The organism is Rahnella sp. ATs2, from assembly GCF_051851855.1.
GTDB classification, from domain to species: domain Bacteria; phylum Pseudomonadota; class Gammaproteobacteria; order Enterobacterales; family Enterobacteriaceae; genus Rahnella; species Rahnella variigena.
In genome coordinates this window covers 19,072-44,200 of the sequence record NZ_JBLYPL010000019.1, presented here as the reverse complement: position 1 = coordinate 44,200, position 25,129 = coordinate 19,072, and the positions used below count along the sequence as shown (strand labels likewise).

The window sequence follows — 25,129 nt, the reverse complement described above, 5'->3', positions numbered from 1 at the left end:
TTCTCCGGTAACCTTTTATTATTACCTGATAAAACTGCCGGCCAAAAACCTTCGTTTTCTGTTTCCTCCTTCCTGAAATAAGTATTTTCCAGTTCCTTTGCACAAAAATGAAAAGGCCATCACCCGTGAGTGACAGCCTTTATTTTATGATTTAGGAATTGCTTTATGAATCGATTTACTTTTCCGCTAACGCCAGCCAGGTTTGTACAACTGTATCCGGATTCAGCGACAAACTGTCGATTCCCTCATCCATCAGCCATTGCGCAAAGTCCTGATGATCTGAGGGTCCCTGCCCGCAGATGCCGACATACTTGCCCTGCTTTTTCGCGGCTTTGATTGCCATCGACAGCAACGCTTTGACGGCGTCATTTCGCTCATCAAAGAGTTCAGAAACCACACCGGAATCACGATCCAGCCCCAGAGCAAGCTGAGTCATGTCATTCGAGCCAATCGAGAATCCATCAAAGTGTTCGAGGAACTGATCCGCCAGTAAAGCATTCGACGGAATTTCGCACATCATGATAACTTTCAGCCCGTTTTCGCCGCGCTTCAGTCCCTGGTTTGCCAGTTCCGCGACCACGGCTTCCGCCTGCGCCACCGTGCGTACAAACGGAATCATCACCTCAACGTTAGTGAGATCCATGTCATTACGCACGCGTTTCATTGCCTCGCATTCCAGTGCAAAACAATCGCGGAAGTTGTCTGATACATAACGGCCAGCTCCGCGGAAACCGAGCATCGGGTTTTCTTCATGCGGTTCATACTTCTCGCCGCCTACCAGATTGGCATACTCGTTTGATTTGAAATCAGACAAACGGACAATGACGCGTTTTGGCCAGAAAGCCGCGCCGAGCGTCGCGATCCCTTCCGTCAGGCGCGCCACATAATATTCGCGCGGGCTGTCATAGCCCTGGATCATCTTATTGATGGTTTCCTGCAATTCAGCCGGCTGCTGGTCAAACTCCAGCAAGGCTTTTGGGTGCACGCCAATCATGCGGTTGATGATAAATTCCAGACGCGCCAGTCCGACACCTTCATTCGGTAAGCAGGCGAAATCAAAAGCACGATCCGGATTACCGATATTCATCATGATTTTCAGCGGTAATTTTGGCAGCTCATCGATTTCAGAACTTTGTACACTGAAATCCAGTTCATCCTGATACACATATCCGGTATCACCTTCTGAACAGGAAACCGTGACTTTCTGATTTTCGGTAAGTTTCTCGGTGGCGTCTCCGCAACCGACAACAGCAGGGATGCCCAGTTCACGGGCAATAATCGCAGCGTGACAGGTACGACCGCCGCGGTTAGTCACGATGGCTGATGCCTTTTTCATGATCGGCTCCCAATCGGGATCCGTCATATCGGTCACCAGGATATCGCCTGCCTTAACGTGATGCATTTCGCTGATATCGTGGATGATCTTAACGGGCCCCGCACCGATGCGGTGACCGATTGCACGTCCTTCCACCAGCACTTTGCTGCTGCCATTAAGCTGGTAACGTTCCATCACCTGACCGTTTGAACGTACGGTCTCAGGACGCGCCTGAACAATATAGAGTTTGCCGTTATGACCATCTTTAGCCCATTCGATATCCATCGGGCGGCCATAATGTTTTTCGATCAGTATCGCCTGACGCGCCAGCGCCTGCACTTCTTCATCAGTCAGGGAGAATCGGGTGCTCAGTTCGGCTGGCACATCTTCAATCTGGACTTGCTTGCCGTGCTCCTGGCTTGGTGCATAAACCATGCGGATTTTCTTTGAGCCCATGGTGCGACGAACAATCGACGGTTTTTTCTTGTCGAGCGTCGGCTTATGTACATAGAACTCGTCGGGATTCACCGCCCCCTGCACCACCATTTCGCCCAGGCCGTAGGCAGAAGTGATAAAGACCACCTGATCAAAACCCGATTCAGTATCGATAGTAAACATCACGCCAGCTGCGGCGAGGTCTGAACGCACCATACGCTGGACACCGGCAGATAACGCCACACCGCGGTGGTCGTAGCCCTGATGCACACGATAAGAAATGGCGCGGTCGTTGAAGAGAGAAGCATAAACATGTTTCACGGCAGTCATGACTGCATCAAATCCCTGAACGTTCAGGAAAGTTTCCTGCTGCCCGGCAAAAGACGCATCGGGCATATCTTCGGCCGTTGCCGATGAACGCACAGCGAAAGAAGCCTCCGGCTCGCCTTCAGAAAGCTGCTGATAAGCCTCGCGGATAGCCTGCTCGAGTTCTGGCTGGAATGGCGTCTCAATGATCCACTGACGGATTTGCGTGCCCGCTTTGGTCAGTTGTGCGATGTCGTCCACATCCGTTTTATCCAGCAATTCATGGATACGGTGGTTTACGCCGCTCTGATCGAGAAAATCATTAAATGCCTGAGACGTCGTTGCAAAACCGTTCGGAACGGAAACACCCAAATCAGACAAATTGGTGATCATTTCCCCGAGGGATGCGTTCTTGCCCCCGACTTTATCAACGTCGTTCATACCCAGTTGGTTGTACCAGATAACATTGCGTAAATCGGGATCGAGATGAGCCATGAAACAATCCTTTCTTATTTATTTACAGTAATAGTCAACAGGAGTGTAAAACCGGTTATTCAACGGTTGCCTGAAACACTTTTTGTGTCATTAAACAACGCTGTCTTTTTGAGACTAGCATAATGATCCATAGAAGATGGACAGGTGAATCGTTCCAGCAAATCAAACTATTTTTGTTTAGGAAAAATCCAGCATCAGTATTTTTGTTACTGAGGGGAAATGAGCATTATTCCTTATGAATCATGAAGAAGTTATCTCTGTCTCCGGTCAGTGATTCATGCTAACAGGGCTGCTGAAGTTGTGCTGAAGCAAATCAAAAACCTGCGAGGGATCGCGAAAAATTTAAAATGGCATTTCATTTATTACAGCCATTTTGCGCAGTATCTCGCAGCAATGAAGATAAGATGGAAATGCGGAGGAATTACTCTTTTTATTTCCTTCAATTCTGGTTATTACTTAATAAGCCCCAAAAGATTGGCGCGAATAAATAAAATGAAGTGATTTAATTCAGGAGTCATTTGTGGACAGATGCGTGTTTTACATTTCCGATGGTACTGCGATTACAGCAGAGGTTTTAGGCCATGCGGTGCTTTCTCAATTCCCGGTCAATGCGACCACTTACTCGTTACCTTTTGTAGAAAGTGAGGAACGTGCGAGAGCTGTCTGCAAACAGATCAATGAAATTTTTGAGAAAACCGGAGCCCGTCCGCTGGTGTTTTACTCGATTATTTCCCCGAACATCCGCGATATCATTCAGGGCAGTGAAGGATTCTGCCAGGATATAGTGCAGTCGCTGGTGGCGCCTCTGCAAAATGAGCTGGGTGTTGACCCCACGCCCATTGCCAACAGAACGCACGGTCTGACGGCCAGCAACATCACCAAGTACGATGCGCGTATTGCCGCTATTGATTACACACTGGCACACGACGATGGTATTTCCCTGCGTAATCTCGATCAGGCACAAGTGATTTTACTGGGCGTCTCGCGCTGCGGTAAAACTCCGACCAGCCTGTATCTTGCGCTTCAGTTTGGGATCCGGGCGGCTAACTACCCTTTTACTGCTGACGATATGGACAACATCCAGTTGCCAGCAGCACTCAAACCGCATATGCATAAACTTTTTGGCCTGACGATTGATCCGGAGCGTCTGACCGCTATCCGGCAAGAGCGCGTTGAAAACAGCCGTTATGCCTCCTTACGCCAGTGCAGGATGGAAGTGTCGGAAGTTGAGGCGTTGTTTCGCAAGAACAAAATACGCTATCTCAACAGTACGAATTATTCCGTTGAGGAGATATCAGCGAAGATTATGGACAGCTTCGGTATGAGCCGTCGTATGTTCTGAATCCATTTCCTGATTTGGGTGGCATATCCTGCTGACAGTGGTTGAATTCATCTGTTTTTGGGTTATTGTGATCGACATCACTTCCCGGTATTCCTGCCGCAGAGAAGAAACAAATTTTCGAGAGCACCATGTCACAAACAGATGAACTGCGTACGACGCGCATCGACAGCCTGATTACGCCTCAGGCACTGGCAGACAAATTGCCAATTTCCCCGTCGGTCGCACAACACGTGATGGAATCACGTAAACGGATTGAAAAAATTGTCAGTGGCGAAGATCAGCGCTTGCTGGTTGTCGTTGGTCCTTGTTCTATCCACGATATTGAAGCGGCGATTGATTACGCGGGAAAACTGCGCGTATTACGTGACAAGTATCAGGATCGCCTTGAAATCTTGATGCGCACGTATTTTGAGAAACCGCGTACCGTTGTCGGCTGGAAAGGATTAATTTCTGATCCTGAGCTTAACGGGTCGTGCCGTGTTAATGACGGTATCGAGCTGGCGCGCAAAGTCCTGCTTGCCGTCAATGAGCTGGGTATTCCGACTGCCACCGAATTTCTGGATATGGTGATCGGACAGTATATCGCTGACCTCATCAGCTGGGGCGCGATAGGCGCACGCACCACAGAAAGCCAGATCCACCGTGAAATGGCGTCAGCACTGTCGTGCCCTGTTGGCTTTAAAAATGGTACCGACGGCAATACGCGTATCGCCATTGATGCCATTCGTTCTTCACGTACCAGCCACATGTTCCTGTCACCGGATAAAAGCGGTCAGATGACTATTTATCGCACCGCAGGCAACCCTTATGGCCACGTGATCATGCGTGGCGGTAAAAAGCCCAACTATTATGCAGAGGATCTGGAGCAGGCTTGCCAGAATCTGGCTGAGTTTGATTTACCACAGCGTCTGGTGGTCGACTTCAGCCACGGTAACTGTCAGAAACAGCACCGCCGTCAGCTGGAAGTAGCAGAAGATATTTGCCAGCAGATCCGCAGTGGTTCTTCAGCTATTGCCGGAATTATGGCGGAAAGTTTCCTGATTGAAGGCACTCAGGCGATTCATCCTGGTAAGCCGCTGGTTTACGGCAAATCAGTGACTGACCCTTGCCTGAGCTGGGAAGATACTGAAACCCTGTTGTCGATGCTGGCTGAGGCCACTGACAGCCGGTTCTGATCACTTTCTGGCAACCTTTCAAAGGGCAACTTCGTTGCCCTTTTTTATGCCTGCGGTTCGCCGCGCCTTCCTGCCCCCTGCGCTTTTCACTCTGTAAATACTGCACTATCCCTCTCACATTAAAGGGTTACCTGGCAAAAATTACATTCCATCAACAAAAATTTTCTTGATGTGTTCTTGCAATGATTTGATAATGATTATCAAATTGATATTAATTCCCATTACCAAATATAAGTTAACGGGCTACTGACCCGAATTTTATTACAAATCATTCACATAACATCGCGAGTTTTTACCAGCCAGCGGGCGGGTGACTTAGGCTAACGAGGAGACAGCAATGCATTCAGTTCACTATCAGGATTATTTACAGGCTAAAGACGCGAACCCGGGTAAATATGCCCGCGATCTGGCGGAAATTTTGGGTATCAGTGAGGCAGAATTAACTGCATTACGTGTTTCCCATGATGCCGCACGACTTGATGTTGATGCCCGCACATTGCTGGCTGCCCTGGAAAATGTCGGTGGAACAAAATCGATTACCCGCAACGATTTTGCCGTTCATGAACAACAAGGTCGTTATGAGAACCAGCATCTGAGTGGTCATGCTGGCCTGATTCTGAACCCGCGCGCGCTGGATTTGCGCCTGTTCCTGCAACACTGGCAGCATATTTTCAGTATGTCTGAAACCACGGCTCGTGGCGTTCGCCACAGTATTCAGTTTTTTGATGCTCACGGCGATGCAGTGCATAAAGTCTATAACACCGATGAAACCGATATGGCGGCATGGGACGCGCTGATTGCGCAGTACAAAACCGACGTCAATCCGCCATTGCAGATTGAAGCTGCGCCATCGACTCCGGCCCGGAAAGCGGCTGATGCCAGTGCTATCGATGCAGACTGGCGCGCTATGACTGACGTTCATCAGTTCTTCCAGTTGCTGAAACGCCATGACATCACCCGTCAGCAGGCCTTTGAAGCAGTCGGCGATGACCTGGCATGGCGCGTGGAAAATGGTTCCCTGACCCGTTTGCTGAATATCGCCAAAGAAGACCAAAACGAAATTATGATTTTCGTGGGCAACCGTGGCTGTGTGCAGATCTTCACCGGCCAGATTGAAAAAGTGATGCCACACGGTGAGTGGATCAACGTGTTCAATGAACGCTTCACGCTGCATCTGGTGGAAAGCGCCATCGCACAAAGCTGGATAACCCGTAAGCCAACCAAAGACGGTTTCGTCACCAGTCTGGAATTGTTTGCTGCCGATGGTACCCAGATTGCCCAGCTTTACGGACAGCGTACAGAAGGCACGCCGGAACAGACTCAGTGGCGCGAGCAGCTGGCACAACTCAGTGGCGAAGGCGTTGCAGCATGAGACTCTCTCTGAAAGCCCTGTTCGCTGCCAGCACTTTGCTGGCAGCACCTTTGCTACATGCGGCTGAAAAACTTGTCACTATCGGCGGAGATGTCACTGAAATTGTTTACGCCCTCGGCGCTGGCAATGAACTGGTGGCGCGGGACAGCACCAGTCTGCGTCCGAAGGCCGTTCTGGCGCTGCCGGATGTGGGTTATATGCGCCAGCTGAATACCGAAGGCATTTTATCAATGCATCCTTCAATGGTACTGAGCAGTGAACTGGCAGAGCCTTCGCTGGTATTGCAACAGTTATCACAAAATGGCGTGAAAGTTGTCCGTGTGCCGGGTACCCCTTCTATCAATACCGTTCCTGAGAAAATTGAAGTAATCGCCGCGGCCCTCAACCGTCAGGCTGAAGGGGAGAAACTGATCACCACTTATCGTTCACAGCTTTCGGCCATACGTCATGATGCGCTGCCGGTGAAAATGTTGTTTGTGATGAGCCACGGTGGCATGTCTTCTATGGCGGCGGGACAAAATACTGCGGCAGATGCGATGATCACCTCCGTTGGCGCAAAAAATGCCATGCAGGGATTCAGCCGCTACCGCCCGCTTTCTCAGGAAGGGGTGATTGCAAGTGCGCCGGATATTCTTCTGCTGACCGCAGACGGTGTCAAAACGCTCGGCGGGCTGGATCAGGTGTGGAAATTACCGGGTGTAGCGATGACGCCTGCGGGCAAGAACAAACGCGTTTTAGTGCTGGATGATATGTCGCTGCTGGGCTTTGGTCTGCAAACTCCGGCCGTGATGGCGCAACTTCGTCAGGCGGCGGAACAAGCGAAATGAGCAGCATGAGCCCCCCAATGCCATCACGACGCCGCTCGCCGGTTTGGGCGCTGATCGGACTCGGCGGTGCTCTGCTGGTACTGGCTATTCTGGCGGCCAATACCGGCGCGATGGCATTGTCGCTCAGGACGTTAATTTCGCGTCCTTTTGACGATGACCTTTGGCAGGTCTGGCTGAGCATACGCTTGCCAAGAGTGTTACTGGCTGTGGTGGTCGGCTGTGCGCTCGCCAGCTCCGGTGCGGTAATGCAGGGGCTTTTTCGCAATCCCCTCGCAGATCCCGGACTGCTTGGGATCAGCAGCGGTGCAGCGCTGGCGGTTGCACTAACGATTGTCATGCCGCTCGCCCTGCCGCCGCTTCTGGCTCTCTACAGCCATATGATCAGCGCCTTCTTCGGCAGTCTGGCGATTTCAGCTATTGTCTTCACCCTGAGCCGTTTCGGGCATGGCGGGTTATCGCGTTTATTACTGGCGGGGATCGCCATCAATGCACTGTGCGGCGCAGCCGTAGGCGTGCTGACTTATGTCAGTGATGATCAGCAGTTGCGTCAGTTCTCGCTCTGGAGCATGGGCAGTCTGGGACAAGCACAATGGCCGACACTGGCCGTTGCTTCTTCGCTGATCCTGCCTGCCTGCATTGCCGCGTTGTTCATGGCACGCCGTCTGAACATTCTGCAACTGGGGGAGGAAGATGCGCATTATCTGGGCGTGAATGTCCGCCGTACCCAGTTGCAGTTGTTGCTGCTGAGCGCATTGCTGGTCGGTGCCGCGGTGGCGGTTTCGGGCGTTATCGGTTTTATCGGGCTGGTTATCCCGCATCTTTTACGAATGCGTATTGGTGCCGATCACCGCTGGCTGTTGCCCGGTTCAGCCATGGCCGGAGCCTGCCTGTTATTACTGGCGGACACGCTCGCGCGTACACTGGTTGCCCCCGCAGAAATGCCGGTGGGACTGCTGACCAGTTTGATCGGCGGTCCGTATTTTCTCTGGCTGATCCTGCGTCCGGGAGTGCCACGCAATGTCTGATATTTCCTCATTTATGATGGCTGAAAACCTGACGTATTCTGTCAACGGCCGGCGTTTGATTGATGACGTTTCGATGAGTCTGGAAAGCGGCGAAATGGTGGCGCTGATCGGGCCAAACGGTGCCGGTAAATCGACCCTGATGCGGATGTTGACCGGTTATCTGTCACCCCAGTCAGGACAATGTTCGATGATGGGCAAACCGCTGAACGACTGGCAGCCACAAGAACTGGCACGCACACGTGCGGTAATGCGCCAGAACAGTACGCTGGCTTTCGGATTTAGTGTCCGCGAAGTGCTGACACTTGGCCGTTCGCCCCACGGCCAGCAAAATATGCAGCGCGCGCTGGCAGAGGTGATGGCGCAGACAGGCTGTCTGAATCTGGCTGAGCGTGACTATCGCCAGCTATCCGGCGGCGAACAACAGCGCGTTCAGCTGGCACGGGTATTAATCCAGCTGTGGCAACCTGAGCCTGCCCCGCGCTGGCTGTTTCTCGATGAACCGACTTCAGCGCTCGATTTATATCATCAGCAACATGCGCTGCGCCTGTTACGTCATCTGACCCAACAGACACCGCTGGCCGTGTGTTGTGTCCTGCACGATCTAAATCTTGCCGCATTGTATGCCGACCGGATTATCTTGCTGCACAGCGGGAGAGTGGTCGCCAGCGGGACGCCGGCTCAGGTGCTGAGCGAAGAAACCCTGAGTCGCTGGTATCAGGCCGATGTAAACGTCTGTCCGCATCCGGACACCGCGCTGCCTCAGGTTTTCCTGCGCCAGTAAGTGCCCTGCAGAAAGGAAAAAGCCACAAGGCATGTTGCTTTGTGGCTTTTTTGTCAGCTCGAGCAGGATATTTCCAGATACTTTCCCCAGTCCGGCGGCAGTGCCGCCATCGTGTCATATTGCGGCGCGTCACTGTATGGATCGCGCAACGCCTGATGCAGTTGAGTCAGCACACTGATGTCATCTTTTTCGGCACGTTCAATGGCCTGCTGCGCCAGGTAATTCCTTAATATAATTCTCGGATTACACTGTTTCATCGCGTCCTGGCGCGTCGCGTCAGTCACTTCCTCCGTCAGCAGACGCTGGCGATAAGCCTGATACCAGCTGTCGAAAGCCTCACGATCAATAAATTCATCCCGCAGCGGCGAGCGGGCCTGTTGTTGCTCAGTATGACTTAACAACCTGAAGGTTTGAGTGAAGTCCCTGCCCTCTTTCGCCATCAGGCTCAGCAGACCGGTCAGCAGGTCGTTGTCCTGTTTATTCTCGGTAAAGAAGCCCAGCTTTCCTCGCATCAGTGTACCGTACGCTTTCATCAGCGCCGGTTCATACTCACCGAGCGCCGCCTGTAACTGTTCCGTAGTCATCAGACCGGACAGCGTCTGCGCCAACCGGTGTAGATTCCAGTAGGCTACGGCAGGTTGATTATCGTAGCTGTAACGCCCCTGATGGTCAGAATGATTACAGATGTAACCCGGCTGATAATCATCCAGAAAGCCGAACGGACCATAGTCGATAGTCAGCCCGAGAATAGACATATTGTCGGTATTCATCACACCATGAGCGAATCCAACGCTTTGCCATTGCGCCATCAAACTGGCGGTGCGTTCCACCACTTCCGTAAACCAGCGCTGATAACGCAAAGATTCAACCGGTTCACTTTCCAGCAATTCCGGCCAATGATGAGCAATGACATAATCTGCCAGTTGCTTCACCTGTTCCGGCTGTTTACGGTAATAGAAATGCTCGAAATGCCCGAAACGAATATGGCTTTCAGCCACGCGGATCAGCATCGCACCGCGCTCCGGCTGTTCGCGAAATACAGGCTCATCGCTTGTTGCAATCGTCAATGCGAGGGTGGTTGGAATCGATAAATGATGCAGCGCTTCTGAAGCCAGAAACTCACGGACGACGGACCGTAATACTGCGCGACCATCACCCATGCGCGAATACGGCGTCAGTCCGGCGCCCTTCAGGTGCCAGTCAAAACGCTTTCCGCCAGGCAAAACCTGTTCGCCAAGCAGAATGCCACGCCCGTCACCCAGCTGCCCAGCCCAGACACCAAACTGATGCCCGCTGTAGACCTGCGCCAAAGGCTGCATGCCCGGAAAGAATTTCTCACCGCACCAGTATTCGCGGTGGTCAGCGCCGAAAAGAGATTCATCCAGCCCCAGCGCCTGCGCCAGCGACTCGCTATGGTAAAGCAGACGCGCACCTTTTAGTGGCGTCGGTTGCAGCGCGGTGTAAAAACCGGGCAGTTGGTCTGCATAATGGTGTTCGAATTGTGGCATAAATCCCCCTTTTCTTTAGTGTAGGTCTGCTCCGTCGTGATTAACACGGAGTAAATGCAGGGAGATTACCGACGCCCGGGATGAAAAATCCCGATACAGCAGGTGCTGACCGGGATCCTGAATATCAAGACGGCAGTGACGATGAGTGAAATTGAACAGGCCGGTTAAGCAGGCTGTCCATCTCAGCGGGATCAACGCCTGGCCACAACAGGCCTTTTACGCCCTTTATATCCTTTTTATGCAATGCATCGAAATACTCCTGACTGTCCAGCCCGTCCACCACAATATTGCGGCAAAAACGGTTTACATTGCGGATTAATGCCGGCATCACGATCGTAAAATGTTCACCCTCATAAAGTTGCCAGAAGAGGTTTTTATCCAGTTTCACCCACTGAAAAAGATGGTCGAAAATCGGCGCCATCGTAATATTCCCGGAGCCAAAGTTCTCCAGCCATAAGGTAAAATCTTGCTTCAGTGTGACCAGTTGGTTGTTGTTTCTGCCCTGAGAAAGCTGCGGAAATGATTCACTCAGATTGAGATGAATAAAAGGGTGTGCTTTAAAAGCCTCACGGAGATTTTCATCCGCGAGTAATAAAGCCACCTGCTTTTCTTCAACACTGATATTCAAAATAACCTGATTATCGTTAAACCATTGGGCATGCTGATCCGCCCAGACTTGCTGTTCATTGAGAAAACGCAGTAATTGCGGTGGTGTGAGAAGGTTTAACACCAGTTCTGTGGGCATAACCAGCTTGCTGTCTGCACTGGAAAAGCGGCAAATTAATTCTACGGCAAGCAATTTCCCTTCAATGGTGTAGACCGGCTGACACAGATAGCTACTGTTAAAGGCCGTATCGAATTGTATTTTCATTTTTATCCAAAACATCAACGGCACTGCTAATTGATTAATAACCTTTTTGACTATCAATCAGATCATAAAGATGCCGGAGCCCCGAGGCGTAACCGAAACGTCAGAGAAATTGATATCAAGAAAGAGCCAGCCCGGTTGTCAGTAAAAAGCGACCAGGGTGCTGATAACTGCGTAATAAAGCGTTGCAAGATGTGATTCCCCTTTCTCACCTTCTAATTTGAGGGATATGTCAGTCAATACAGGGGGTTCAGACTAATCTTATCGTCAGCAGGGAAAACACGCAACGTGCAGCTTGAGCGCTATCAGACATATTTAGACAAATTAACGGTCACTCATTGCGCTATTGTCCGGGGGGAGTCGTATTCAACTATTTTAGTTAATGGTTATAGTGTCTTAAGAGATATGGCGCAAGCCATCCGCCTGCAATTGAAGTATCTACTGCAGACTCTGTCACTCCTCTAATCCAGTAAAAAACCAGAGGTTATTATAAAATGTCAGTCGCGTTATGGTTAAAAGAAACGGTTCTGAAAAGCCGTACAATCAGTTTGCATCCCTTACGTCATGACCATGCAGATGCACTGGCTGAAGCCGCTGCCGATGGCGAATTATGGGAACTGTGGTTTACCTCCGTCCCGCGCCCGGATACGGTTGGAAAGTATATTGATGATGCCCTGAATGAACAGGCGGCAGGACGCGCTTTGCCGTTCGTTGTTGTCCATAACGAAACCCGGAAAGTCATCGGCACGACGCGATTTTCCAACGCCGATGTGAAAAATCACCGGCTGGAAATTGGGTTTACCTGGTATGCGCAACGTTTCCAGCGAACCTCTGTGAATACCGAATGTAAGGCACTGATGCTGGAGTATGCGTTTGAACAACTTCAGGCGATTGCCGTCGAATTCAGGACTCACTGGCATAATCATAAATCACGTGCAGCAATTACCCGCCTGGGGGCTAAACAGGATGGCGTCTTACGCAATCACAGCAAAAATGCTGACGGCAGCTATCGTGACACCGTGGTGTTTTCCATCATTGACCATGAATGGCTGATGGTGAAGAGAAGCCTGCAACACAAGCTGAACCGTGGCTGAAATACGTCCCGGAAACGCACAAGAAAGGCCATCTCCGGGATTCAAACCTACTGAATACAACGCACCAGCCAGGATTGCAGTTCGGTCAGTTCTGCCCGCATCGCGGGATTCTGCTCAATGATTCCCTGGCCGGTTTGCCCCACATCCTGCGCATGATAGCGCGTACCGACCAGCGCATCGGCTAAGGCCAGTAACGGCGCAGGGTTCAGGCTGTCTGTGAAAATCTGCGCCCGGCTGATACTGCCTTTTTCAACGTCAAAGTGAATATCCACGCCGCCCCAGACAAAACGCTCGTTCAGCAGATGGCTGAACGCCGGTGCCTTGCCAAAATTCCATTCCCAACTGCTTTGTTTAGCAAATCGCTCCGCGAAGCCCGGAATATCAGGGAAGACATCCGGTGAGATGATTTCCGGTTCCACACTTGCCCCGTACCAGTCAAAGAAAGCGGCAGTAACGGCTTCGCAAATCTGCTCGTGGTTGATGTCCGGTACAAATTCACTAAGATTCGCCACCCTTGAGCGCACTGACGTAATTCCCTTCGCCTGCAGCTTTTTGACATCAGGATTGAGATAGTTTGCCAGACGGCTCAGATCAGCGTTAAGCAGCAATGTGCCGTGATGAAAACCGCGATCTGCTGTTTCACGGTAAGCGGACCCCGAGATTTTCCGCTCCCCTTCTGCGGTCTGAACCACCAGATCGTTGCGACCGGAAGCGCTGGCATCTATCCCCAAACGTTTTAAGGCATCGAGGATAATGTTGGTCGAGACACTTTTATCATATTCCGGTTTACCCGCCATAAACGTAAAGCAGGTATTGCCCAGATCATGAAACACCGCACCACCGCCGCTGCTGCGGCGCGCCAGGCGAATGCCGTCTTCTTCCATTCTCCGGGTATTACATTCTTTCCAGGGATTTTGCGCCTGCCCGATCACCACCGTTTCGGCATTCCGCCAGAGGAATAACACCCGCTGAGTGATCATTTCGCGGAAAATGCAATCTTCTACGGCAAGGTTGAACCAGGGATCGTAAGAATCGGAAAGTAACAGTCTGAGAGGTTTCATCGCATATTCATCCTGAATGAGTCTGCACTGATAATAACAGCAAAAAACAGGATGAAATACGCAGTAAAATCAGGGGGAATGGGTTTTATACCGTATCAGATACGACGAGCCTGCCAGTACACTTTGCGCCAGTAGACGTTATCGAGCGAAGAACGCGTGACGCCCTGACTGGTTGAGGCGTGAATAAACTGGTCTGCGGTATCGTAAATCCCGACGTGCAAGCCGTTCTCCCCGCTGCCGGTTTTAAAGAAAACCAGATCGCCGGGAAGCAGTTCATCACGGGAAACTTTTGTGCCAATTTTCGTTTGATCGGCCGTCGTTCTTGGCAAAACCACACCAAAACGATCGCGATAAGTACGAAAGACAAAGCCCGAGCAATCCACGCCGCTGGGTTGTAAACCGCCATAGCGATAAGGCGCACCGTGCCATTGACTGAGCTGGTCATTAAGCTCGGCAACCACGGTAATAGAATCAGCAAACCGGCCACTTGGCGGTGGCGCGTGGCTGCTGCAACCGTTAAGAATTAACGCGGCAACAGCCAGCAGGGAATACATGGATACGGACGACCAGCGCATAGTGCATTCCTTCCTCAATAGCGTCACGGCATCACCGGAACACGAGGGTTTGCGCGGGCCGGATAAGTCGCCGTTATCTAAGAACTAATAGAATTTAGCGCTATTTTATCCGTCATCCAATCTTTTGTGATGATTTTTATCGTTTCAGAATAAATTCATTGAGACTTTTTGACAGGTTTACTGTGGATCAGGCAAACACCGGACAAGATAAGTAAACCGCCCAGCGTTTTGGTTAAGCTGATGCTTTCATTGAACCAGGGCAAGGTGACCGCCGCGATATACACCAGCGCATAACTCAGACTCAGCAAGGTATAAGCACGGTTGAGCGGCAGATGCCGTAAGGCAAAAAACCAGCAGCCCATCGAGAATACATACCCGCATAACCCCAAAAACACGGCAGTCAGTGCGCTTAAATGGCTAAGAATAAACGAGGTGTCAATGGCAGACAGAGCAATCCACGGGATCTGCAACATCCCCCATTTCATCAGCAACTGCGCTGCTGTTACCAGTAAGACGCTGCCCCCGCCCCACAAATAGCCTTTCATAAGCTGACACTCATCAGCGCAATCCCTGACATGATTAACGCGACGCCACACCAGTGGCGCCCGTCGACGTGTTCATGGAAAAACCAGCGGGCACACAATGTGATCAGGACGAAATTCAGACTGAGCATCGGATACGCCAGACTCAGCGGCAGCAGTTGTAACACCCGCAGCCACAAGAGCATGCCGATGCCAAGCAAAAGCACCGCCAGCCCGAGCCAGCGCAGAACGCGCGCCATACCGTCAGCGGACACCTGAGCGGCCTGCTTCTGACAAAGCTGGCCGGCACAGGTGATCACACTGACTGCCAGCACCAGAAGGAATCCGGTCATGGCAGTTTTTTGTAGAACAGTATCGCCTGACGATCAAACTTCACTGTTTGGTCAGCAGCCGGCATTGTTGATTTCACATGCGCATTGCGGTCAAGTCTGAGGATCACAGAAACATTTCCTTCCTGACGGGCTTTCTGCAGCCATGCCGGGAAGCCAGCTGCATCAATAAAGTTATCTTTAGCATCAGGATAACTTAATCCGTATTGCAGCTCGCCTTTTTCATCAAACATCAGAATATCACTGCGCTTCAGCGACCAGGCAACCGCAGTGGCTACGCCGACATTATCTGCCAGGATAAAACGGCTGTCCTGCAACAGGTCGTTGTGCTGTTGTAAAAAGTCCTGAGGTTGTTTTGAATCTATAATTTTCTGCGGCATAGCCTGCCCGACCAGCAGCGCCAATACCAGCGGACAGATAGCGCCCCAGTACCAGCGTTTTTTCACATCGGTCAGTGACATTGCCCCTGCCAGCGCCCATACCGCAAAACAGAGAATACCAATCAGAGCGCGGGGCATCTCCGTACGGGTAAAGACTGCTTTAACGTGGAGCGGCAGAATGCCGGATATCACCAGTACGGCAACCGCCATCAGAACACCAAAAATGATGTTAATGACGCCATTCGCTTTCAGTGCGCGTAACTTCCCTGACTGACGGATTTGTTCAAGATGATCGGCCATCAGCAAGGCAACCGGCGCTATGCACGGCAGAATGTAAGTCGGCAGTTTTCCTTTGGCGATGCTGAAGAAGATCAGCGGCATAATCGCCCAGCTCAGCAGGAAGAACAGCTCCGGGCGCATGACGCGCTGAGTCCAGCCCTCGCGCAGTGCTCCCGGCAACAGACCGAGCCACGGCAGAACGCCCAGACAGAGCACAGGCAAATAGAACCAGAACGGCGCTTTATGTTGGGCATCCGATTCTGCAAATCGCTGAATATGCTCGACCCAGAAGAAGTAATTCCAGAAATCAGGTTCATGCCGCGCAATCGCCAGCACCCACGGCAGACTGAGAACCACAGCACTGAGAATCGCCAGCGGTCCCCAGCCAAACAGGGTTTTGAAACGCTTTTCACGCCAGACAATCGGCAGAACTGCAATCACCGGCAGCGCCAGCGCCAGAAACCCTTTGGTCATAAAGCCCATACCGCAGGCCAGTCCAAGCGCTATCCAGCTCATGGCTTTTTGCGGTGTACGCGAAACCCGCAGGCAGAACCAGGTCGCCACCATTGCCGCAGTCATCCAAAGCGTGATCATCGGATCAAGAACGCTGTAGGTACCGATACTGAACACCAGCAGGGTGGAAAGGTAGATCAACACGGCAGTGTAAGCGGTCTGACGATTACGCCACATCAGATTTGCCAGCCAGAACACAAGAATGGCGCTCAGCATAGTGCTGAATACTGAACCAAAACGCACCGCAAAGTTGCTTTCACCGAAAATCATCTGGCTGATATTGTTAAACCAGTAACCTGCCACCGGTTTTTCAAAATAGCGCAATCCGAGCAGATGAGGCACAACCCAGTCGCCGCGCTGAAGCATTTCGCGGCTGATTTCGGCATATCGGGTTTCATCAGGTTGCCATAACAGGCGGGTATTAAGAGGAACAAGGTAAACGAGCGCGAAGAACACCAGGATCATGGTGCTCCATACGCCTTTAATTGTTTTCGACATCAGGAGAAACCTTCTTGCTGACAGCCTAACCAACCTTCCCGACCAGGGAAACTGGCGCGAACCACTTTGCCTTTTGGCAACGTACTGAGATCTTGCGGCAGTAACTCGCCCAGCGCGCAAAACCGGATACCCTGTGCAGCAGCACGGGTCAGTAACTCGTCAAATTGCGTTGCCAGCGACATTCCTTCAACTTCAGCGTGGATGGTATATACCGGCACGCCGGTATCTTTGGCGATAGCATCAAGAATAAAATCGTTGAAGTTATCCGCCGTGATTTCGCCACCCGCCACTTCATCGTAAGTCGGCAGCGTCACCGGAATTTGTACGGTTCCCGGGGATCCATTTTCCAGAACCGGCAGGAAAGGATGGGTTCCGCGGCAATCACTGTTGTAATAGAAATGAAAACGCTCTTTCACTTCTATGACGCGTTCATCCGCACGCCAGCCTGCCACTGCCGAACATTCGACGTCATGACCCAGGCTTTTTTCCAGTGCATCCAGCCCCAGCCGGATTTGTTCTTCCAGCTGTTTCTCTGACCATTTCCCGACTTTCGCCTGCCAGCCCTGATGATCCCAGGCGTGCAGTCCGACTTCGTGGCCCCGTTTTGCGGTTTCTTTCATCAGATACCCGAGGTCACGGGCGATGGGTTTACCCGGCCAGGCGGTACCCGCCAGCAGGATATCCCAGCCATAAAGGGAGGCAGCGTTAGAGCGCAGCATTTTCCACAGAAAGCGCGGTTTAAGCAGGCGCCACAAGTGGCGCCCCATGTTATCCGGGCCAACGCTGAAGAAGAAACTGGCGGTAATTTTATGTTTTGCAAGGGTTTGCAGAAGCTGAGGGACACCCTCCCGGGTGCCGCTCCAGGTATCCACATCAATGCGCAGACCCACTTTCTTCATGTCTGGCACCGTATCAGGCTTTGTCAGCGTCAGTGTTTACAGAACGCAGGAAGAAATCCAGCGTGTCGGCGACAGTTTTATCCATGCCAATTTCAGGTTTCCAGTCCAGCAGACGACGGGCATTTTTGATGCTCGGCGTACGGTGCTCAACGTCCTGGTAGCCTTTACCGTAGTAAGTGCTGCTTTCGACCAGATTGAAACCGGCAAACGGCGGGAACTGGGCGCGAAGCGGGTGTGCCTCAAAGCTTTTGAGTAGCATTTCTGCCAGCTGACGGATGCTTGCTTCGTTCGTCGGGTTACCGATGTTGATGATCTGACCGTCACACAAGTTGTCGCGGTTCTCGATGATGCGGAACAACGCTTCGATACCGTCGTTGATGTCGGTGAAGCAACGTTTCTGCTCGCCGCCATCGACCAGTTTGATCGGTGAACCTTCGACCAGATTCAGGATCAGCTGAGTGATCGCACGGGAGCTGCCGATACGCGCAGCATCCAGGTTATCCAGACGTGGCCCCATCCAGTTAAACGGACGGAACAGTGTGAATTTCAGGCCTTCTTTCGCGCCATATGCCCAGATAACACGGTCGAGCAGCTGTTTAGAAACAGAGTAAATCCAGCGCTGTTTGTTAATCGGGCCAACGATCAGACGGGAATGGTCCTCATCGAATTCTTTGTCATCACACATACCGTAAACTTCAGACGTCGACGGGAAGATGATGCGTTTTTTGTATTTCACACAGTCGCGAACGATTTTCAGGTTTTCTTCGAAATCCAGTTCGAAAACACGCAGCGGGTTACGGGTATATTCAATTGGCGTGGCGATAGCCACCAGCGGCAGAACGACATCACATTTTTTAATGTGATATTCGATCCACTCAGAATGAATGCTGATATCGCCTTCAACGAAGTGGAAATGCGGGTTATCCATGAAGCGGCTGACCGCGTCAGAGCTGATATCCAGACCATAAATTTCATAACGGTCTTCACGCAGCAAGCGTTCACTCAGGTGGTTACCGATGAAACCGTTCACACCCAGAATCAGCACGCGTGTACGACGCTTCATGACGGCGGTTGGCAATGTCGCCACGCGCATATCCGGCATGATACCCAGCTCAAGCGCCAGACGGGAACCCTGAACATACAGGCCGTTTTCACTCTGCCCTGCCAGAATTTCCAGTGCGCCTTCGCCACAGGCGATAGTCAGCGGATCAGAAGAAAGTACGGTGCCCGGTTGTTTGTCATGCTGAGTATCCAGCGGACGGGCGCGCCAGACGGTCAGTTTACGCTGACCCAGATAAGAGAATGCACCCGGGTAAGGTTCGGTCACAGCACGGATCAGGTTGTTAATTTCAGTGGCAGATCTATGCCAGTGAATTTCACCATCAGCAGCAGTGCGACGGCCAAAGTAGCTTGCCTGAGACTCGTCTTGCGGAGTCAGCGTGATCTTACCGGCTTTCATTTCCGGCAGAACATCTGTCAGAAGCGCTTTAGCGGCATCACGGACTTTGGCGTGTAATTTCAGTGCAGTGTCATCGGCAGCGATGGCGACTTTACGCTGCCCCACGATATCACCCGCATCAGGGCGTTTAACCATTTTATGCAGGGTAACGCCGGTTTCGGTTTCGCCATTCAGCAGCGCCCAGTTAACCGGTGCGCGACCACGGTAGCGTGGCAGCAATGAACCATGCAGATTAAAACCGCCGCGTGGCGCCAGAGATAAAATCTCTTCGCTCAGCATGTTGCGATAGTAGAAAGAGAAAATGACATCAGGCTGTAAAGCACGGATGCGGTCGACCCACAATGGATGGTTAACATCTTCCGGGGCATAAACCGGCAGATTCAGTTCAGCACCCTGACGGGCAACAGACGAAAAGAACTGGTTTTCATTCGGGGCATCGGTATGCGTAAAGACAGCCTGTACGTCATAACCGGCATCAACCAGAGCCTGTAAACCAACACAACCAATATCATGGTAGGCAAATACAATCGCTTTCATCACTCTTCTTCCTGACTGTTATCTTCGGAACGAACGCCGACGACTTTTTGAACAAAATAACGGGGACGCGCACGGACATCATTGTAGATACGCCCGATGTATTCACCGAGTAACCCCATGCCCACAAACTGCGCACCGATAAACATGAATAACAATGCAAATAACGTAAATACGCCATCCGCAGCCCAAGCAGGACCGTTGATGAGGCGCATTAAAATCAGAAACACCGCCAGCACAAAACCGAAAATGGCGATCGCGCTGCCCACCACACTAAGCATTCTCAGCGGCGTCGTTGTCAGGCAGGTGATCAGGTCATACATCAGGTTGATGAGTTTCATCAGGCTGTATTTGGAATCACCGAATTCGCGCTCAGAATGCTGAACCGGGATTTCAATCGTTTTGCGCGCGAAGGTGTTTGCCAGAATCGGGATAAAGGTACTGCGCTCATGGCAATGCAGCATGGCTTCGATAATATGGCGGCGGTAGGCACGTAACATGCAACCGTAATCGCCCATCGATTTGCCGGTAGCGCGCTGGATCATCATGTTGATCATTTTCGAGGCTGATTTACGGAACCAGGAATCGCGGCGGTTTGCACGTACCGTGCCGACAACGTCATAGCCTTCATCGGCCGTGGCGACCAGACGCGGGATTTCTTCCGGTGGATTTTGCAGGTCAGCATCAAGCGTAATGACCAGATCACCCGTCACATGGCTAAAACCGGCCATAATGGCGGAATGCTGGCCGTAATTACGGTTGAGCAAAACGGCAATAACATGGCTGTCCGGTTGTTCTGCAGCGGCAGCGAGCATGTCACCGGAGCTGTCAGAACTGCCGTCATCCACAAGAATGATTTCGTACTGTTGGGTTAATTGCTTACAGGCTGCCTGCGTACGAGATAACAACGCCGGCAAGCTTTCTTCTTCGTTGTAGACCGGGATAACCACCGAGACTTTACGGATTGGTACGTATTGCGCCACTACTGCGCCTCCAGAAGGGAAAAAAGAGCCGCGACAACACGGTCCACATCACTGTCCTGCATATCAGGGAACAGCGGCAGGCTGCACAAACGTGCCGAATTCCATTCGCTGTTTGGCAGGCTCAGATGCGGATAACGCTCGCGGTAATATTTTTGGGTATGAGCTGCGCGGAAATGCAAACCAGTTCCGATCCCCTGCTCTTTCAGGCGTTCCATCAGAGCGTCACGGCTGATACCGCAACGTTCTTCATCCACGCGGATCATGAATAAGTGCCACGCATGAAGGTGCGGGTAAGCCGGTACATTCATTGGCAAATAAGGTGAGCCCTGTAATTTATCCAGATATCGCTGTGCCAGTTCGGTACGGCGCGCATTGATCTCATGCAGGCGTTTAAGCTGGACGACAGCGATGGAAGCGTGAATATCGGAAAGATTGTATTTAAAACCGGGCTCGACAACTTCTGCCTGCGGTTTGCGCCCCAGTACCTGACGGTCAAATGCATCAACGGCCAGACCGTGGAATTTCAACGCGCGGACTTTATTCGCCAGCTCATCGTCATCCGTGGCTATCAGGCCACCTTCGGCGCAGGTCATATTTTTGATGGCGTGGAAGGAGAAGATTGCCGTTCCCTGTGCGCCAATCCAGCGGTCACGGTAACGGGTACCTGCGGCGTGCGCAGCATCTTCCACCACCGGAATACCGTGTTCATTGGCGACAGCGTAAATCGGGTCAAGGTCTAAAGGCGCGCCCGCGTAATGCACCGGGATAATCGCTTTAGTTTTCGGCGTGATGGCGGCAGCGATGGATTCTGCACTTACCATCAGGGTGTCCGGGTCAACATCGATCATGACCGGCTCTGCACCCAGCAGAACAATCATATTGAGGGTCGAAACCCAGGTCTGGGAAGGGGTAATCACTTCATCGCCGGGGCCTATGCCCAGCGCCATCAACGTAACATGCATGCCACCGGTTGCGGAACTGACTGCGATAGCATGTTTACAACCGAAAGCGGCAGAGAAATCCTGTTCCAGCTGGTTTGTTTGCGGTCCGGTGGTTATCCACCCTGAGCGCAAAACCTGCCCCACAGCCGCAATCTCTTCTTCGCCCATAGACGGACGGGAGAAAGGCAAAAAGTTTTCCATTACGCTATCCCGAAAGGTAATTAATTGATACCAACTTTAGACCGCATTTATTTAACAACAGGTAAACACTGTCATGAATTTATGAATCTTATGATGTCGGTTTAATCTTAATTTAACCTTAAGGATTTTCCAGTTTAGTGAAGCTAAATAGAAACTAAACCAGAAGAAAAGAAATTATCTTAATACCAAAAAACGCCTTGAAAACAATGCATTGAATTGTATTTAATGTAATACTAAAAAATGAACTTTATTTAGAAATAGAAAACACTGTTCTTTTTATGAACAGAAAATGGGCATTCAAAAACCTAACAGCTGATAATAAAATAGTTACCACGCTATTGATAAAGTAATACATTACGCCATCGCGGCCATTATCCACTGACGACCAGCCAGTTCATATCCCTGAAATGCCACTTTATAAACTGCAGAAAGTGATTCCGGCTGCATAACATCAGAACATTTCCCCGCTGAAATGACTTTACCCGCCGTCATCAGCCAGACCTCATGTGCATAATGCAAAGTATGATTAAGATCGTGGTCACTTATCACGACTGAACGCCCTGCTGCGCAGAATTCCGTGAGCAACTGATCCAGCGCCTGCTGCTGCGCCACGTCAAGACTGTTCATCGGTTCGTCGAGAAATAAAAGACGGCTGTCGGGATTAACGTCAGGCCACACCTGCAATAAGACCGCCGCGAGGCGAACCCGCTGCCATTCACCACCTGAAAGATGTGTGACCGGACGGGCAAGTTTATCGTCAAGATGCAGCGCAGCAGACAACCGTGCAATTGTGCGCTCCAGCACCTCAGGATCAGAGTTTTGTGGCTGATGAAGTGACAGATATTGGAAAACCGGCATCAGGGATGCCGGTGTCAGTTGCTGGCAAAGCCAGGCGCGCAGACGAGCCAGACGCGGGCCTGATAATTCAGCTAACCTTTGTCCGTCGATACAGACCTCACCTTTTCCGGCCGACATACCTGCCAGCCGGTTCAGTAAGGTGCTCTTTCCTGCCCCGTTCGGCCCGATAATATGTATCCGGCTTCCGGGCGAGATGTGAGAACTAAACGCCTGAAGGCGCCCTTCAACCGCAATTTCGCGACATTCCAGCATCTGCGCTTCCATAACTTAGTTATTTTGCCAGAGCCGCTTTAATAGTTTCCATCAGAATAGGATCTTCCGGCGACATGTCCGGTGCGAAACGCTGAACAACGGTGCCATCGCGACCGATCAGGAATTTCTCAAAGTTCCACAAGATGTCATCGGGTTTTAAAGGCTGACGGCCTTTGCTCGCAAGACGCTCGTAGAAAGCACTGTCTTCTGGTTTTACCGCCGCAGGACGGGCAGCAATCATCGCCGAATACAGCGGGTGGCGGTTGTCGCCATTGACGTTGATTTTGCTGAACATAGGAAATTTCACGCCAAAGTTCGTGGTACAGAAGGTTTTGATTTCCTCTTCTGTACCCGGTTCCTGCGCGCCAAACTCATTACACGGGAAGCCCAGAACCTCAAATCCCTGGTCGTGCCAGGCCTGATAAATATTCTCCAGACTTTCATATTGTTTGGTCAGGCCACATTGTGACGCTACGTTAACGACCAGCAATACAGAACCTTTATAAGCACCCAGCGTTGTGGTTTCGCCATCAATGGTTTTCAGGGAGATGTCAAAAATGTCATTACTCATCGTTTTTATCCTGATAGTTGCAGGTAGGTAAAGGGAGAGCATAGACGACCCGCCGTAAATAATCAGCGGATTTGTCCGACTCTGATCAGAAGCCAGATGAAGACCGGAGCCCCCAGCGTGGCGGTAACTACACCGACCGGTAATTCAGCGGCATACAGACCCATTCTTGATACCACGTCAGCGAGAAGTAACACGCTGGCGCCGCCAAGCGCACAGGCTGGCAGTAAACGGCGCTGATCGGTGATACCCGCAAGGCGCAGAATATGCGGGATAACCAGCCCGATAAAGCCGATAACGCCGGATAATGCCACGCTCAGCCCGACAATCCAGCCGACCGCGAGAACGAGCACATAGCGCCAGGTTGTCAGAGATATCCCCAGTTGTTGCGCCTGTACGATACCCAATGACAGCAGATTAAGGGCGTTGCCCTGAAAAACCAGCCACAATAATACCGGCAACAACAGCATTGCCAGCCAGATCTGGTTCCAGTCAATACCGCCGAACCCGCCCATCATCCAGTACATCAGCTGGCGCAAATCAAGATTACTGCTGAAGTAAATGGCCCAGGTCATTAAAGCGCTACAGACGATACCAATCGCCACGCCGACCAGCAGCATACGGGCGTTAGTTAACCGTCGTTTACGGGAAATCGTTAACAGGAAAAATGTGACAATCAGTGCCCCGGCAATCGCCGCCAGACTCATCACCCAGACAGGTAAAATGCCTTGGCCGAGCATGACACACAATACCAGCGCCACACCGGCACCATTGGCAACGCCGAGCAATCCGGGTTCGGCGAGCGGGTTTTCGAATAATGACTGCATGACTGCGCCAGCAACCGCGAGACTGGCACCGACTAAAATCACCGCGATAGCCCGGGGTAAGCGCAGTTGCCAGACAAAAAGTCGCGCCTCACTGCCCAGCCACTGATTGGGCCATAACCAGTTTTCACCCGCACTCAGGCTGAATACGCAGATCATTACCAGCAACAGGCTCAGCCCGACCAGCCAGCGGCGGTCACGGCGTTCCCGTTGTTGTTCAAGAGCAGAATAGGTCTGCGAAATGGGCATGTAAGGATGTTTCCTGAGACTCACCGTGGATGACTATCCTACCGATATTAGTCAGTTAGCTCTGGTGAGTGAACAGGATAATGATAAAAACAGGAAACAAAAAAGCCGGTGACAAGGCACCGGCCTGAAAAGTCTTCATTGAAACGCGAGAATTAGTGGCCCTGATGGCCATCTGGCGGGATTGGCTGGCCGTTCCCGTGATTGTCATTATGCCCGCCCTGATGATCACGATTATCATGGTGATCACCATTGTCACGATGATTGCCGCTGTTCGGGTGGCCCTGATCGTGTTGCGGATTGCTATGACCACGCTGCGGCGGTTTGGGATCCCAGCGGTTGCCATGCCAGTACATACCATGCTCATTGCGCTCACCATAATGATGGCCCTGATGGTCATGCCACCACTGCGGCGGACGCCAGTCGTAACCATCCCAGTAATAGCCACGCTGGTCCTGATCCCCGAGATGAACCGATACGCCGGGTACGTTAACGTCAACAGAAACATTTGCCTGCGCGATCACAGGCAATGCCAGTGCACAACAAAGCAATAAAAGTGATTTTTTCATAAGAGTCACGCCTTCTTTATTTTTTATGACGCGTTTTTTATATCAGGCAGGAAAGACAGAGAATATAAGAGTGCG

23 protein-coding genes are annotated in these 25,129 nt (G+C 51.5%); 7 read left to right on the top strand and 16 right to left on the bottom strand.

The genetic code is table 11. From position 1 onward, the window contains the following. Positions 1–175 precede the first annotated feature (175 nt). Positions 176–2,551 carry a phosphoenolpyruvate synthase gene (gene ppsA, locus ACJY2G_RS19330; protein WP_132963824.1) on the bottom strand — a complete coding sequence of 792 codons (2,376 nt, stop codon included), beginning with the start codon at positions 2,549–2,551 and terminating at the stop codon, positions 176–178. A gap of 520 nt (positions 2,552–3,071) precedes the next feature. On the opposite strand from ppsA, the gene ppsR reads away from it, so the two are divergent. From ppsR to ACJY2G_RS19300, 6 genes are all read left to right on the top strand, one after another. Then, a complete protein-coding gene (gene ppsR / locus ACJY2G_RS19325; protein WP_112287956.1) occupies positions 3,072–3,893 on the top strand; it encodes a posphoenolpyruvate synthetase regulatory kinase/phosphorylase PpsR in 822 nt (273 codons plus the stop codon). 128 nt (positions 3,894–4,021) lie between these two features. Continuing rightward, positions 4,022–5,068 carry a 3-deoxy-7-phosphoheptulonate synthase gene (locus ACJY2G_RS19320; RefSeq protein WP_439292004.1) on the top strand — a complete coding sequence of 349 codons (1,047 nt, stop codon included), beginning with the start codon at positions 4,022–4,024 and terminating at the stop codon, positions 5,066–5,068. A gap of 337 nt (positions 5,069–5,405) precedes the next feature. After that, entirely contained in the window at positions 5,406–6,440 is a 1,035-nt protein-coding gene (locus ACJY2G_RS19315; protein WP_430319818.1) for a hemin-degrading factor, read from the top strand. Then, positions 6,437–7,267 carry a heme/hemin ABC transporter substrate-binding protein gene (locus ACJY2G_RS19310; RefSeq protein WP_120161781.1) on the top strand — a complete coding sequence of 277 codons (831 nt, stop codon included), beginning with the start codon at positions 6,437–6,439 and terminating at the stop codon, positions 7,265–7,267. The genes ACJY2G_RS19315 and ACJY2G_RS19310 overlap by 4 nt, the downstream gene beginning before the upstream one ends. Further along, positions 7,264–8,292 carry a FecCD family ABC transporter permease gene (locus ACJY2G_RS19305; protein WP_165929000.1) on the top strand — a complete coding sequence of 343 codons (1,029 nt, stop codon included), beginning with the start codon at positions 7,264–7,266 and terminating at the stop codon, positions 8,290–8,292. Before ACJY2G_RS19310 ends, ACJY2G_RS19305 begins: the two co-directional genes overlap by 4 nt. After that, a complete protein-coding gene (locus ACJY2G_RS19300; protein ID WP_439292003.1) occupies positions 8,285–9,073 on the top strand; it encodes a heme ABC transporter ATP-binding protein in 789 nt (262 codons plus the stop codon). Before ACJY2G_RS19305 ends, ACJY2G_RS19300 begins: the two co-directional genes overlap by 8 nt. A 53-nt stretch (positions 9,074–9,126) precedes the next feature. Here the strand turns inward: ACJY2G_RS19300 and ACJY2G_RS19295 are convergent, their stop codons facing one another. Both ACJY2G_RS19295 and ACJY2G_RS19290 read right to left on the bottom strand, forming a co-directional pair. Further along, entirely contained in the window at positions 9,127–10,581 is a 1,455-nt protein-coding gene (locus tag ACJY2G_RS19295; RefSeq protein ID WP_439292002.1) for a protein adenylyltransferase SelO, read from the bottom strand. Between the two features lie 124 nt (positions 10,582–10,705). Continuing rightward, positions 10,706–11,509, bottom strand: coding sequence for an EAL domain-containing protein (locus tag ACJY2G_RS19290; protein ID WP_244220202.1), 804 nt, complete (start codon positions 11,507–11,509; stop codon positions 10,706–10,708). Between the two features lie 434 nt (positions 11,510–11,943). Between ACJY2G_RS19290 and ACJY2G_RS19285 the strand changes: the two genes are divergently transcribed. After that, positions 11,944–12,543, top strand: a complete 600-nt coding sequence (locus ACJY2G_RS19285; protein ID WP_439292001.1) for a GNAT family N-acetyltransferase — start codon at positions 11,944–11,946, stop codon at positions 12,541–12,543. A 47-nt stretch (positions 12,544–12,590) separates the two neighbouring features. Here the strand turns inward: ACJY2G_RS19285 and ACJY2G_RS19280 are convergent, their stop codons facing one another. The 13 genes from ACJY2G_RS19280 to ACJY2G_RS19220 all read right to left on the bottom strand — a co-directional run bounded on the left by ACJY2G_RS19280 (position 12,591) and on the right by ACJY2G_RS19220 (position 25,054). Then, positions 12,591–13,604: a lipoate--protein ligase gene (locus tag ACJY2G_RS19280; protein WP_439292000.1), complete on the bottom strand. Its 1,014-nt coding sequence runs from the start codon at positions 13,602–13,604 to the stop codon at positions 12,591–12,593. 95 nt (positions 13,605–13,699) lie between these two features. Next, positions 13,700–14,179 carry an NlpC/P60 family protein gene (locus ACJY2G_RS19275; protein ID WP_082465713.1) on the bottom strand — a complete coding sequence of 160 codons (480 nt, stop codon included), beginning with the start codon at positions 14,177–14,179 and terminating at the stop codon, positions 13,700–13,702. A gap of 155 nt (positions 14,180–14,334) precedes the next feature. Beyond that, complete coding sequence (arnF, locus tag ACJY2G_RS19270) at positions 14,335–14,724, bottom strand: 4-amino-4-deoxy-L-arabinose-phosphoundecaprenol flippase subunit ArnF (RefSeq protein ID WP_430319824.1); 390 nt, start codon at positions 14,722–14,724, stop codon at positions 14,335–14,337. Next, positions 14,721–15,053 (bottom strand): 4-amino-4-deoxy-L-arabinose-phosphoundecaprenol flippase subunit ArnE, encoded by a 333-nt coding sequence (arnE, locus tag ACJY2G_RS19265; RefSeq protein WP_430319825.1) that lies wholly within the window; start codon positions 15,051–15,053, stop codon positions 14,721–14,723. The genes arnF and arnE overlap by 4 nt, the downstream gene beginning before the upstream one ends. Next, entirely contained in the window at positions 15,050–16,720 is a 1,671-nt protein-coding gene (arnT, locus tag ACJY2G_RS19260; RefSeq protein WP_120161773.1) for a lipid IV(A) 4-amino-4-deoxy-L-arabinosyltransferase, read from the bottom strand. The genes arnE and arnT overlap by 4 nt, the downstream gene beginning before the upstream one ends. Further along, positions 16,720–17,619, bottom strand: a complete 900-nt coding sequence (gene arnD / locus ACJY2G_RS19255; protein ID WP_120161772.1) for a 4-deoxy-4-formamido-L-arabinose-phosphoundecaprenol deformylase — start codon at positions 17,617–17,619, stop codon at positions 16,720–16,722. The genes arnT and arnD overlap by 1 nt, the downstream gene beginning before the upstream one ends. A gap of 13 nt (positions 17,620–17,632) precedes the next feature. After that, on the bottom strand, positions 17,633–19,615 hold the full coding sequence (arnA, locus tag ACJY2G_RS19250; protein WP_430319826.1) for a bifunctional UDP-4-amino-4-deoxy-L-arabinose formyltransferase/UDP-glucuronic acid oxidase ArnA: 1,983 nt from the start codon (positions 19,613–19,615) through the stop codon (positions 17,633–17,635). Further along, positions 19,615–20,595, bottom strand: a complete 981-nt coding sequence (gene arnC, locus ACJY2G_RS19245) for an undecaprenyl-phosphate 4-deoxy-4-formamido-L-arabinose transferase (RefSeq protein WP_120161771.1) — start codon at positions 20,593–20,595, stop codon at positions 19,615–19,617. The genes arnA and arnC overlap by 1 nt, the downstream gene beginning before the upstream one ends. Beyond that, positions 20,595–21,737 (bottom strand): UDP-4-amino-4-deoxy-L-arabinose aminotransferase, encoded by a 1,143-nt coding sequence (gene arnB / locus ACJY2G_RS19240; RefSeq protein WP_120161770.1) that lies wholly within the window; start codon positions 21,735–21,737, stop codon positions 20,595–20,597. The genes arnC and arnB overlap by 1 nt, the downstream gene beginning before the upstream one ends. Before the next feature lie 354 nt (positions 21,738–22,091). After that, positions 22,092–22,847 (bottom strand): vitamin B12 ABC transporter ATP-binding protein BtuD, encoded by a 756-nt coding sequence (btuD, locus tag ACJY2G_RS19235; protein ID WP_120161881.1) that lies wholly within the window; start codon positions 22,845–22,847, stop codon positions 22,092–22,094. A 19-nt stretch (positions 22,848–22,866) separates the two neighbouring features. Continuing rightward, positions 22,867–23,418 (bottom strand): glutathione peroxidase, encoded by a 552-nt coding sequence (locus ACJY2G_RS19230; protein WP_430319827.1) that lies wholly within the window; start codon positions 23,416–23,418, stop codon positions 22,867–22,869. Between the two features lie 62 nt (positions 23,419–23,480). Beyond that, entirely contained in the window at positions 23,481–24,488 is a 1,008-nt protein-coding gene (btuC, locus tag ACJY2G_RS19225; protein WP_120161768.1) for a vitamin B12 ABC transporter permease BtuC, read from the bottom strand. A gap of 152 nt (positions 24,489–24,640) precedes the next feature. Then, positions 24,641–25,054 (bottom strand): DUF2502 domain-containing protein, encoded by a 414-nt coding sequence (locus ACJY2G_RS19220; protein ID WP_430319828.1) that lies wholly within the window; start codon positions 25,052–25,054, stop codon positions 24,641–24,643. Between the last annotated feature and the right edge of the window lie 75 nt (positions 25,055–25,129).